General features: G+C 45.7%; 9 protein-coding genes. 7 read left to right on the forward strand and 2 right to left on the reverse strand.

Translation table 11 applies throughout. The annotated features are described in order from the left end of the window. The first annotated feature begins 66 nt into the window (after positions 1-66). The 5 genes from Q9R46_RS08520 to Q9R46_RS08540 all read left to right on the forward strand — a co-directional run bounded on the left by Q9R46_RS08520 (position 67) and on the right by Q9R46_RS08540 (position 7,438). On the forward strand, positions 67-516 hold the full coding sequence (locus Q9R46_RS08520) for a hypothetical protein (protein ID WP_311279671.1): 450 nt from the start codon (positions 67-69) through the stop codon (positions 514-516). A gap of 349 nt (positions 517-865) precedes the next feature. Continuing rightward, positions 866-2,539: a ribonuclease J gene (locus Q9R46_RS08525; RefSeq protein ID WP_311279672.1), complete on the forward strand. Its 1,674-nt coding sequence runs from the start codon at positions 866-868 to the stop codon at positions 2,537-2,539. Positions 2,540-2,772: 233 nt separating this feature from the next. Beyond that, positions 2,773-3,756: a LacI family DNA-binding transcriptional regulator gene (locus Q9R46_RS08530; RefSeq protein ID WP_311279673.1), complete on the forward strand. Its 984-nt coding sequence runs from the start codon at positions 2,773-2,775 to the stop codon at positions 3,754-3,756. Positions 3,757-3,932: 176 nt separating this feature from the next. Next, the gene (locus Q9R46_RS08535) at positions 3,933-5,423 is read left to right on the forward strand and encodes a glycoside hydrolase family 32 protein (RefSeq protein ID WP_311279674.1); all 1,491 of its coding nucleotides are present in this window, start codon (positions 3,933-3,935) and stop codon (positions 5,421-5,423) included. 26 nt (positions 5,424-5,449) lie between these two features. Continuing rightward, the gene (locus tag Q9R46_RS08540; protein WP_311279675.1) at positions 5,450-7,438 is read left to right on the forward strand and encodes a sucrose-specific PTS transporter subunit IIBC; all 1,989 of its coding nucleotides are present in this window, start codon (positions 5,450-5,452) and stop codon (positions 7,436-7,438) included. An 82-nt stretch (positions 7,439-7,520) separates the two neighbouring features. On the opposite strand, the gene Q9R46_RS08545 is transcribed toward Q9R46_RS08540, so the two are convergent. Together Q9R46_RS08545 and Q9R46_RS08550 are read right to left on the reverse strand one after the other, a co-directional pair. Then, complete coding sequence (locus Q9R46_RS08545) at positions 7,521-8,420, reverse strand: manganese catalase family protein (protein ID WP_090924024.1); 900 nt, start codon at positions 8,418-8,420, stop codon at positions 7,521-7,523. Between the two features lie 80 nt (positions 8,421-8,500). Further along, the gene (locus tag Q9R46_RS08550) at positions 8,501-10,228 is read right to left on the reverse strand and encodes a cellulase family glycosylhydrolase (protein ID WP_311279676.1); all 1,728 of its coding nucleotides are present in this window, start codon (positions 10,226-10,228) and stop codon (positions 8,501-8,503) included. A 208-nt stretch (positions 10,229-10,436) separates the two neighbouring features. Between Q9R46_RS08550 and Q9R46_RS08555 the strand changes: the two genes are divergently transcribed. Both Q9R46_RS08555 and Q9R46_RS08560 read left to right on the forward strand, forming a co-directional pair. Further along, the gene (locus Q9R46_RS08555) at positions 10,437-11,267 is read left to right on the forward strand and encodes an amidohydrolase family protein (protein ID WP_311279677.1); all 831 of its coding nucleotides are present in this window, start codon (positions 10,437-10,439) and stop codon (positions 11,265-11,267) included. Positions 11,268-11,556: 289 nt separating this feature from the next. Then, positions 11,557-12,999 (forward strand): 6-phospho-beta-glucosidase, encoded by a 1,443-nt coding sequence (locus Q9R46_RS08560; protein WP_311279678.1) that lies wholly within the window; start codon positions 11,557-11,559, stop codon positions 12,997-12,999. The last annotated feature ends 174 nt before the right edge of the window (positions 13,000-13,173 follow it).

Genomic DNA, 13,173 nt, shown 5'->3' on the forward strand with positions numbered 1-13,173 from the left:
TGCTTTACGTACTTAACAGCATGTCTATCAAGATGAGCTTCATACAATATTTAAGGAGATGATATTTTGAAAAAGATTTTTAAAATTATTACCAGTTTAGCTCTTGGCTTTTCATTGTTTGTTGGGTTCTCGCCAGCTACCAACAATGCTACTGCGGGGCAATCTACACCTACTGTAGATCTTTCAACAAATACACATGTTGATTTCAACATAAGTTCAGTAGATCCAACAGAGCCGTTTATCCAAATTAGACAATACAAGGACGCTGAAGGAAATCCGTACACTATAGGAATGAGATATACTCCTAGTGATAATATTACACCCTTGTCTGGAGGAAGCAGTGATTCTGTAAAAGTGTATCCAGGTACATGGACAGCTTCGTATGATGGAATGGCTATAAATATGAGCTACGATTTTGATGTGGAAAAGTCAGGGACACATTGGAAGATATCAAACCCAACTACATTTAAAGGAGAGGGGGGTTTGGTATTTCTAGTGCAGATACGACAATTATAGTTGGTGTCTCCGGAGCCATTATTTTTTTTATTGCAGTAGTCGTTGTTATTACCTGGTTAGTTTCAAAGAGAAAGAAGAATGATAATAAACGATTATAAAATACAGAGCAGTTACTGATTAAGCCTTGTTTCAAGAAAGGCTTTTTTTCTTGTTTAATATTTAATAATAACTTGAATTCTCATTTGGTCATATAAATTAACTAACGTTCTTAAACCACGTCGGAACGAACGTTCCGTATATGGTTTTTTGGTATACATACATACTTGTGCATAACCAAGGCGATTCTTTCCATACTAGGAATACACAAGAAGAAATTGAGGATCACCATACAGAGGAGGGTGAAAGCATTTTGAAGTTTGCTCATAACAAACTATATATAGCAGCACTGGGTGGCGTGAATGAAATCGGTAAAAACATGTATTTGATTCAATATGATCAAGACATCATTGTGATTGACTGTGGTTCGAAGTTTCCCGATGAAACGATGCCGGGCATTGATCTCATCGTGCCGGATGTGACGTATTTGCTCGAAAATCAGGATAAAGTAAAGGCCCTTGTTGTCACCCATGGACATGAAGACCATATTGGTGGAATTCCGTATCTTTTAAAACAAATCAATATCCCCGTCTACGCTTCCAGGCTAACACGAGGTCTAATTGAGTTGAAATTGAGAGAGCATAACTTGCTGCGCCAATCGGATCTGCACACCATTGATGCAAACTCTCAGATCACGCTAGGAAGTATCGACGTTTCATTTTTTGCAACGAGTCACAGTATCCCGGACTGTCTGGGTATTTTCTTTCAAACGCCGGCAGGCAATGTGGTGCACACGGGCGACTTCAAATTTGATATGTCCCCTGTAAACGGTCCTTTCCCGGACTTGCACCGCATGGCTGAGATTGGGAAACAAGGGGTGCATGTGCTTCTTTCCGAGAGTACCAATGCCGAAAGACCGGGTTTTACTCCTTCAGAACGTGTTGTCGGGGATCATATTCTGGATGCCTTTATTCGTGCCAAGCAAAAAGTGTTTATCTCTACCTTCGCATCCAATATCAGCAGAGTTCAACAGATCGTGAATGCTGCGTTTCAGACAGGCCGCAAGCTTGCACTGCTTGGACGAAGCATGATTAACGTCGTGAATGTTGCAAGTGAACTCGGTTATCTCGACGTTCCGGACGGACTATTGATCGAGGCCGCTGATTCAGGACAGTTTCCGCGAGAGCAGGTCGTTGTGTTATGTACGGGAAGTCAGGGAGAGGCTATGGCGGCATTGTCACGGTTAGCTGCCGGAAAACATCCTCAAGTAAGCATTGAATCAGGAGATACGGTCATCATTGCCGCAGGAGCAATCCCTGGTAACGAAAGAAACCTCGCCCATGTCATCGACAACCTGTATGTTCTGGGCGCTCGTGTAATTTATGGCTCCAGCGGAGCGGCAGGAATGCACGTATCGGGACATGGCAGTCAGGAAGAGCTGAAGCTGATGCTTACACTGATGAAGCCGGATTATTTGGTACCCATCCACGGTGAATTCCGAATGTTGTATCAGCACAGGTTGCTTGCGGAATCTGTCGGGATTGAGCAAAGTCATGTGTTTATCGTTAATAACGGAGATATGGTGGAATACAGAGACGGAACAGCTTCATTGGGTCCGAAGATTGCCTCAGGTAACAGCTTGGTGGATGGGCTTATTATTGGTGACGTCGGCAATGTGGTGCTTCGGGATCGACGGCAGCTATCATCGGATGGGATGCTGGTCATTGTAACCACGCTTAGCAAAACAGAAAAACAAATGGTTGCCTCCCCGGAGATCATCTCCCGAGGTTTTGTTTTTGTGAAGGACTCGGAACAATTCATGAAGGAGATTCATGAACGGGTCGTCAACCGTATGGATGAATTAACGGGTGCCGGGGTCAATCAGTGGAACGTGATCAAACGGAAGCTGAAGGATGAGATTGGTCACTACATTTATGCACAAACCAAGCGGCGGCCGATGATTTTACCGATTATTATTGAGGTATGAACTAAATGTTCGCAGGCAGAACGGAAAATTATTCTTGATTAATGACTTTAGACTTATGTGTTTACAAAATGAATTTGCCAAGTTCGGTTCAATTCGCATGAAGCACACGATGTCGTGAGCTTTTGCATGAACCGGGCTTTTTTGTTATGTCATTCTGTTCACATTCGCTGAGGTTTGCGATTCGAGTTATAATACATAAATGAATGATTTTATTAACACTAGAGGAGTTTCATATGAATAAAACGATTTCAGATATCGCTCAAATGGCAGGCGTGGCGAAGAGTACCGTGTCCCGTTTCCTGAATGGCGGCTCGGTTAGCGAGGATACCCGTCAGAAGATTGAGCGTATTATTAAACAATATAATTATGTTCCGAATACCTTTGCACAGAGTCTCAAAGCCAAAAAGACCAGCATTATCGGTACAGTGGTTCCAAGGCTGGATTCCTATGCGACATCACAGACGCTAATCGGCATTGATGAGGAGCTAAGAGGGCTGCAATATCAGATGCTCATTGCGAACACGAGCCAGGATATGCAGCGTGAGATTGATGCCATTTATGATTTTGCCAGACAAAAAGTGTCCGGGATCATTCTTCTTGCCGCTGAAGTGACCGATGCACACCTGAAGGCCATAGAAGACATTCGGATTCCCGTGTTACTGGTAGGACAGCAGCATGAGTTACTGCATAGTCTCATTCACAACGACGAACAAGCAGGGTATCTCATGGGCAAATATGTTGTGGAACAAGGACACCGGGACATCGTGTACATGGGAGTAAGCGAGAAGGACCAGGCTGTAGGTATCCATCGTAAACAAGGGTTTCAACGTGCTATTGACGAGTGCAGTGATTGCACGGTGAGGTATTATGAAACGAGCTTCAAAATGTCAGAAGCAGCGCTTACGGCAACGGAGATTTTGCAAGAAAACAGACCCTCTCTTATCGTTGCAGCGACAGATAATATCGCGATGGGCGTCATGAAAACCGCGTCCTTTCAAAAAGTTCGCATCCCGCAGCAAATGTCAGTAGCCGGGTTCGGCGGATACGATATTACTGAAATGATCCACCCGACATTGACTACGGTAAAATATCATTATTTGCAGGCCGGAAAACTTGCCGCAAGTCATATTAGCAAGCTGGTTAAAGGGGAGAGTGTAAGTCAGCACACCGTCATGGATGTTGAATTAATTCCCCGAGAAAGCGTTGACAAAATATAAATCGATCCTTTATGATAATTCCATCGAACCGGTTCCATTCTAGTTTTTAGTTCGAGAATGATGACACCGGTCAGCAACAATGGTTGTATGGAATTATTTTTTTATCCGCTTTGGAACCGGTTCCTTTAAAGGCGGAACTTCTGATTTTGCATCATGATTGGAGATTGATATGACGTATGAAAATGACAAGAGAGCAGCTCTATCGGCGGATTGAGCAAGCAGAACCGGGAGAAATTGCTACGCTGGAAGCTAAGATCGCTGCATGTCCGTGGAGACAGAGTTATCATATTCAGCCCGTAACCGGTCTGCTTAACGATCCGAACGGATTTTCCTTTTATGAAGGTTACTACCACCTATTTTATCAATGGTTCCCTCTTGGAACGGAGCACGGCATGAAATACTGGTATCATACCCGTTCGAGTAATTTGGTGAACTGGGAGAATGTTGGTATAGCCATTGAACCAGGGAGTTCTTACGACTCTCATGGAGCGTATTCCGGAAGTGCGATTGAAAAAGATGGCATATTAAACCTGATTTACACAGGCAATACGCGGGATGGGAACTGGATCAGACATCCGTACCAGTGCTTGGCGTTCATGGATAAAGATAATGTAGTTACAAAATTCGAGCATCCTGTCATTTCGGATGTACCGCCTGGATATACCGAGCACTTCCGAGATCCGAAGGTGTGGCTGCACGAAGATGTCTATTATGGTGTCATTGGAGCCCAGCGTACGGATGAGACGGGATGCGCGGTCCTGTATTGCTCGGCAGATTTGAAACATTGGCAGTTTCTTGGGGAGATCGGGACAACATTGTCTTCCTTCGGATACATGTGGGAATGCCCGGACTATATGGAGTTGGAAGGCCAGGGAGTACTCATCTTCTCACCGCAAGGCATTCCGGCCGAATCAGACCGATACCAAAACATCTATCAATCGGGATACCTCATTGGTGAACCTCTGAACCTGGAGACGAGAGAATTCACACATGGGAAGTTTGAGGAGCTGGATCGTGGATTTGATTTCTATGCGCCGCAAACGATGCAGTCCCCAGACGGAAGACGAATCCTGGTAGCATGGATGGGACTTCCTGATCTGGCGTATCCCACAGATGACAGTGGCTGGGCCCATTGTTTAACGATTCCACGGCAATTATCGATTCAAGGTGGCAAGCTTATTCAGCAACCCGTTCCTGAAATGGCTCAGCTGCGAAAGAATCAGCAAGGTATTCGGACGCAGGACTCGCTTCGCAATGAAATCCGATCCTTTGCAGACTTTCATGGTATCGCTTACGAACTCCAATGTGAGATTAGCCAGAACGATGCAAACCTTGTGGGGATTGAGTTTCGGGCAAGTGATACGGAGAAAACGGTCATTCAGTATGATCGCCTGCAACGCAAACTTATGTTGGATCGCAGTCAGTCCGGTGCGGCACTGTCCGAAGCGAGTGGTACCATTCGCACCTGTACTTTAAATGAAGATATAGATGTAGATGCCGTAATCAAGCTGCATATGTTCGTGGATTCATCCTCGGTCGAGATATTTGTCAACGATGGACAGGAAGTCTTCACCAGCCGAATCTTCCCAAGCCGGGATAGTACGGATATTCGATTTTTTGCACACGGAGGCAAGGCGGATTTCAAAGCAGTCATGTGGAATGTTTAGATTGAATGAGAGAGGGATGAGACAACATGTCGGATAACGGGCGTATTGCCAAAGAGGTCATCCAGGCCGTCGGGGGAAAAGATAATATCGCCTCCTTTGCACATTGTGCGACACGGCTTCGCATCATGGTGAAGGATAAAGAGAAGATTGATCAGAAGCAAGTCGAGAACATCGACAAGGTCAAGGGTGCCTTTTTCAACTCGGGACAATATCAGATTATTTTCGGCACAGGTACGGTCAATCGAATTTTTGAAGAGGTTGAGAAGCAGGGAATTGAAGGGACATCGAAAGAAGACGTGAAGAGCCAGGGGAAAAAGGAAGGCAATGCATTCCAGCGGGCTATTCGCACATTTGGTGACGTCTTTGTTCCGATTATTCCTGTGCTGGTAGCGACAGGGCTGTTCATGGGTCTGCGCGGTTTGCTTACGCAAAATGAAATTCTGGCATGGTTCGGCGCAACACCTGATGACATATCGCCAAATTTTCTGCTCTTCACGCAGATTCTAACGGATACGGCTTTTGCATTCCTGCCTGCGCTTGTCGCCTGGTCTGCATTCCGCGTATTCGGCGGGAGCCCCGTGCTCGGGATTGTACTTGGTCTGATGCTGGTGAATCCAGCGCTTCCCAATGCTTATGCTGTAGCTGATGGCTCGGCGCAACCCTTGCATATGTTCGGGTTTATCCCCGTCGTAGGGTATCAGGGATCGGTACTGCCTGCCTTTTTTGTAGGTTTACTTGGTGCAAAGTTTGAAAAAGTATTGCGTAGACGTGTGCCTGAGGCACTGGATTTGATTTTGACTCCATTCATTACGCTAACGGTGATGATTACACTTGGACTATTCGCTATTGGTCCTGTATTTCACTCACTTGAAGAGTGGGTGCTGCATGGCACAACGGCTGTACTCGATCTGCCTTACGGAATCGCAGGCATTATTATCGGTTTTTTCCATCAGATCATTGTGGTTACGGGTGTACATCATATCTTTAACTTTCTGGAGATTCAATTGCTTGAAAAAACGGGCTTCAATCCGTTTAACGCGATTATTACATGTGCAATGGCTGCACAAGGAGCGGCATGTCTTGCGGTGGGTCTGAAAACCAAAAATATGAAGCTCAAAGCACTCGCGCTTCCTTCATCGTTATCTGCATTCCTTGGTATCACTGAACCCGCCATCTTTGGTGTGAATCTGCGTTATATGAAACCGTTTGTAATGGGCCTGATCGGGGGAGCAGTTGGTGGTTTCATCGCTTCACTCTTTCATCTGCAAGGTACGGGTATGGCAGTAACGGTAATTCCCGGAACACTGCTATATCTGAATAGTCAATTGCCTTTGTACATTTTGTCCAACGTAACGGCAATGGCGATTGCTTTTGCACTGACATGGTTCTTTGGTTATAAAGATCAATCTGTTGAGACAGCTTCCGACACTGGTTCGAAAAATATGGAATCAACGACTGAGTCATCCGCATCGAACTTAACTTCATCTACGTCTGCATCGGTAACGGAATCGGTCAACGCCGCATCTCGTCCCAAAGTGAAACTACTTGAGATCGCATCCCCGATCCATGGTACACTCGTTGAACTGGAGCAGGTGCCTGATCCGGCATTTGCGGAAAAACATATGGGAGAGGGCATCGCTATTGAGCCTTCCGAAGGCAAAGTTTATGCTCCGTTTGATGGCGTTGTTGCCCATGTCATGGATAAGAGTAAACATGCGGTTATTTTAGAGCACGAGACAGGAGTTCAACTGCTGGTTCATATCGGCATCAATACCGTCGGTCTGAAAGGAAAAGGCTTTGTTACTCATGTGAAAAGCGGGGATTCCGTGCTTGCTGGACAACTACTCATTGAATTTGATATGGATATCATCGAGGAGGCTGGCCTGCCGTTGATTACTCCTGTGCTGATCCCGAGCGGGAATGAGTTTATTGCTTCTGTGCGAGCGATAACAAGTGGTATCGTGCGGGCGAATGAGAAAAAGATACTGACGATAGAGTTTACGGAGCCGCAATAGGAAATATCATGTAAAATAAGAGCTACAAAAAAAGGGGAACCGGGTGGATACATCCTCCGCAGGTTTCCCTTTTTCTATCCTATTATAATCCGGCATTCCGTTTAAGTCGTTCTGCAATCTGAAGAAAGTCCTCCGGTGATATTCCAGGAGCAAATTCTTCCGGTAGATCAGGAAGCTCGGGAATGGGCCCTCCGTAACCCGGTAAACCAGCAAAGGCTTCCAGTTTACCTCCGTCGGTAGGATGCACACCCTTCCATATCTGGGCAATCTGCTGATAATCCTTGTCACTGAACGTGTACAATCGTCTTTGTTCACCCATCGCTTCCCATTTACGGGTAGTCTCAAACGCTTTGTTGTCAAGAGAGGGGATAGGAATCAGCTTCGTCACATCAACCCCCGTTGCAATCTCCAGTGCTTTGGCGTATGCCAGAATGTGTACACCGCCCCGGACAAGCAGATAACCCGTCATCTCACGTGCCGTATTGTTATCGGTCATTTCGTACACTCTCATTTTGTGTGTTCTTGCGCCACATTCCAGGAAGAAGTTGTGTAGCAGATCTAAAATCAAGTTACCACTGCTAAATACATACGAGCCATTCCAGGGTCTTCCCATGGAGTCATAAGGCAGCGCTGTCTGAGCGGATTCTATAAAATGTGAAGTCATACGTAAATCCTTGGCAATGCGAAGCGGTGTGGAATCTGGTTCGCCAGGTGACGTTGAGCCTTCGAGCATCAAATTAATCGTGTTCGCGACAAGTTCGACATGACCGAATTCTTCTGCCGTAATACTGGCAACAATGTCATAGAAGGGACGTAGCTTGGATCTGCCTCTGAAGTTAAACGACTGATACATGTAATTGTTCAGCGTTGACATCTCGCCATATTTTCCACCAAGCAATTCCTGTACGGCACTGGCTCCGTTGGGGTCCGGATTATTCGATATAGGCAATTCAATGGCAAGACGATCTACACGTTTAAACATGTCAATTCCTCCTCAATCCTCATTACAATCAAGGTATGAAGGTTGACTTGTACGTTATTCAATCTAATGTTTTGCGCACATCAGGAGGATGAACCCTTAACGCTTGTGCCTTTTTTCGTAAGGGTATACTCAATCACCGTACCACTCCAGAAATGGAACTTGAGATGGATTTCGCCATCTTTGGTTTCGTTAAAAAAGTTGGGTTTCAGTTCAATGACGTTGCGATCATAATCCGGGCTAAACGTATAGGCGAATTCCTTAAATGACGTCCAGTTCTGAGGGCCGACATTTTCTCCATTGGCATAGGTCGCTTCCATCGTTGCGAGCTGATCGCCACCGAATGTGACAGGAATAGCGAAAGCACTGGTAGTACCCTGCGCGTCATTTAAAACAGGTGTGTTGTATTGAATAATATTCAACGTCCAGTCTGCACCTGCACTGAACCCGGCTGTCAGTGTAGCATTTACCCCCGGCTTGCTCTCAGCAGTTAATCGGGAGAGCAGGCCTGATTTTAAAGTGAGCACACCGTTTCGAATCGTGTAATCTTTACCTCGTAGAAGTGGAGTTGTGCCATTTTTCAGAGAAAAGAAGCGATTTCCATTCAAATGGAGATTGATTTTTACATCCTGAATGGGTTCATGTTGTTTCAGATATACTTGATCAGTCTCTGCGGTGGATGAACGCCCGCTCCAGCTCGCCCGGATCATATCAAACAGTTGTTGATCTGACCAAGTATAGCTAGTGCGTCCAAAATGTTGTCCGTTGTCCCAAAGCATGGTGGTCATCTGTTTTTGGCGTGAGTAATGTCCAACGAATTCAAAAAATTTCAATTTCTCACCTTGTTCAATCACACCTGTATGCTGGTCAAACCCGAGTAAACCATATTCGCCGATGATGACCGGAATGCCTTTGGCTGTAAATGCATCGTGAACTCGGTCGAACGTATCGGTAACGTCCTTTTGTACTTCATCGTTGAATTTGGTGAAACCTGCAATGTTCACGCTGAAAGGCCAGAAGCCGTAATAATGTACGGTAGCGATGAGATTAGGATCATCCAGCTTTTGAATCGTCTGATTCAACGCATCCAGATCAGGCTGAGCCGACGAAGTATGCATGGTAGGCAGTACAAGTGGACGGGTATCGTTATTTCCGCCGGAAGATCTTACAATATGATGAAAAGAAGTATTCAACGTATCCAGCATGCGGTATCCGGTATCTGCATTCGTAGTGCCACCTTCGGTGAAGCGGGGTTCATTGACACTTTCGAACATCAGTTTCTCGGGTGCATCCTTGAACTTGCTTGCAATCTGTGTCCAAATGGCATTGTAGCGCGCAAGAACGTGATCATAGTCTTTCTCCATGGTGCTGATCCAGCGCCAGGAATCATGATGCAGATTGATCATGACATAGAGATCGGCATCAAGCGCCCAGCCTACGACCTCATGAACCCGATTTATGTAAGCCTCGTCAATGTTGTAATCTGGTTTGTCACCAATATGCGCTTCCCAGGTAACGGGTATACGAATGCTTTTGTACCCTTGATCGGCAATCGATTGTATCAGCTCTTTCGTAATGCGTGGGTTGCCCCAAGCCGTCTCATCATCCCCGACTGCATCCAGCGAGTTACCCAGATTCCAGCCTGGTTCCATCGCATTGACATAGGTTTGCATTTTACTTACGGGGGCTGGTTTGCTGTCGGGCTCGTGGGGGCCTGTAGCGGCAGAGGCCATGGCCGCAGAGAACATTGACAGAACCAAGGCGGCGGCTACGGTGATGGTGAGGATGGACTTTCGTTTTTTTGGCATCAATAACATCTCCTTTTTTAAAATCAAGATGATGAAGCTAAAATACTGAAAGCGTTTTCTGAACAGTAAATATATCACAGTCGACAGGAAGGAAATACCATTACAATTGGAATAAAATTCATTCGAAAATTAGTGCTTATCTGCTGCATTTGATTTATATTTATATGAATGTAGTAAACTGAACTACCGTGGACAACACAGGAGGGCACTTATGATGAAACTCGATGCACATCAACATTTTTGGAATTATAACATTCGTGATTATGGATGGATCGGTGAAGAGATGAGTGTGATTCAGCGTTCATTTCTGCCGGAAGACCTAGAGCCAATCCTTTCGGATTCTGGCGTCTCGGGCTGTGTAGCTGTGCAGGCACGACAAAGTCTTGAAGAAACCGAGTGGCTGCTCGAACTCGCAGACAAGCATGGTTTCATTAAAGGTGTGGTTGGCTGGGTAGACCTCTGTTCTGAGGAAGCCTCATCTCAACTGGAAAAATTTGCGGCTAACCCTTGGCTGAAGGGGGTGCGCCATGTGATACAGGACGAACCTGATGTAAAGTTCGTGTTGCGTGAGGATTTTCAACGAGGGATTGCCTTGCTACAACAGCACGATCTAGCCTACGATTTGCTCGTATCGAAGGAGCAACTTCCTTATGCCGTAGAATTGGTTCAGAAGTTTCCACAGCAGCGCTTTGTCATTGACCATCTGGCTAAACCGGCCATTAAGGCTGGAATCAGTTCACCTTGGAAGGAAACCATGAAAGCGATTGCGGCATATCCAAATGTCTATTGCAAATTATCTGGCATGGTCACCGAAGCAGATTGGAATAAGTGGACACAGGAGGACTTTGCGCCTTATATAAATACCGTGCTTCAAGCCTTTGGACCAAAGCGAGTGATGTATGGATCAGACTGGCCGGTATGTACCGTAGCTGGTACATACGCACAGGTTTTCAATCTGTTGCAAACGCATGTTCAGAGCTTGCCAGAAGCTGAGCGGCAGCTGATTTTTAGTGATAACTGTGCTACATTTTACAAATTATAAGTATTTGAGAAACGGTGTTGACATGAAAAAGTAAACCTTTGATGAGCCAAGAGGTATGTCTAATTAAAATGCGCGCGTTGACATATTTCCTGTTTCTTGGTAATGTTTTATCTAATCCGCATAATGTTTTCTGGGAATGTTACCGAATACGGGCATAACCTGAGCTGGCTTGTGATACACGCTACCGTGTATACAGGCTGGTTCGGGTTTTTTCTATTTTCCATGTGGCAGATATGGAGGGCAGAAGAGGGGCGGATCATGGAGTTACATATTTGAAAGGAGAATACAAATGACAACATTTAAATTTCCTGAGAACTTTCTGTGGGGTGGAGCCATTGCGGCCAATCAGGCAGAGGGAGCATACCTTGAAGGTGGTAAAGGGCTGAGCATCGTTGACCTGCTGCCAACAGGAGAAAACCGGAGAAGCATTATGAAAGGGAACGTTCCAGCGTTTACACCGCTCGCTAGCGAGTTTTACCCATCACATGAAGCGATTGATTTCTATCATAGATACCCGCAAGATATTGCTCTTTTCGCCGAAATGGGGTTCAAAGCATTACGTGTATCGATCGCTTGGGCACGGATTTTCCCGACAGGTGAGGACGCAGAGCCGAATGAAGCGGGTTTACAATTTTACGACGATCTATTTGATGAACTCTTGAAACATGGAATTCAACCTGTGGTTACGCTGGCACATTTCGATGTGCCTGTACATCTGATTGAGAAATATGGCAGCTGGAGAAGCCGCAAATTGGTGGATTTGTTTGAAACCTACGCTATAACGGTATTTACCCGTTACAAAGACAAGGTGAAATACTGGATGACGTTCAACGAGATCAACATGTTGCTTCATCTTCCTTTCCTTGGTGCTGGACTGGCGTTTAACGAAGGTGACAACATTAAAGAAATTCAATACCAGGCGGCACATCACCAACTCGTTGCAAGTGCGCTTGCCGTTAAAGCTTGCCATAAAATCATCCCTGATGCCATGATTGGCTGTATGCTCGCAGCGGGTAGCTTCTACCCATACACATGCAATCCGGAAGATGTATTCCAGGGGATGGAGAAGGACAGAGAGTCCTATTTCTTCATCGACGTGCAATCACGCGGGGAGTACCCGGGTTATGCCAAACGTTTCTTCAAGGATCACAACTTGAACATTGTAATGGAGCCGCAGGATGCTGACATTTTGCGAAACCACACGGTAGACTACATCGGATTCAGCTATTATTCAAGTCGGACAACCAGCACAGATCCGGAAGTGAACAAAAATATGACCAGTGGTAACGTGTTCGGCTCCATAGCCAATCCATACTTGGCAAAATCGGAGTGGGGATGGACCGTTGATCCCAAAGGTTTCCGTATTACGGCGAATCAGCTACATGACCGTTATCAGAAACCGCTGTTTGTGGTGGAAAACGGCTTTGGTGCACACGATGAGGTGAGCGCTGAAGGTGAAATCGACGACTCGTACCGAATCGATTATTTGAAGCGTCATGTAGCTGAGATGGGTGAAGCCATTCAGGATGGATGCAACATCATCGGTTACACAAGCTGGGGGCCAATCGATATCGTCAGTGCCTCATCCGGTGAAATGAGAAAACGTTACGGTTACATCTATGTGGATCGTGACAATGAAGGTAAGGGCGAGTTGACTCGGATCAAAAAGAAAAGCTTCGAATGGTATAAAAATGTCATTGCCTCCGGCGGTACAGAGTTGGGAGACAAGTAATCTCAGTGTTTTGAGCGTAGCTGTTTCCAAGCATGAGGAAGTTGCAGGATTCCTGTAGCTTCCTCATGTCTGCTCGTTGAAAGCGTTGACATATGACGCAGTTCACGCTATACTTGACGCAAATATATCGTTACTGGGATTGTTACTACATCACACGCGTAGGCAAAACCTGAG

The organism is Paenibacillus sp. RRE4 (genome assembly GCF_031844205.1).
Taxonomy (GTDB): domain Bacteria; phylum Bacillota; class Bacilli; order Paenibacillales; family Paenibacillaceae; genus Paenibacillus; species Paenibacillus xylanexedens_B.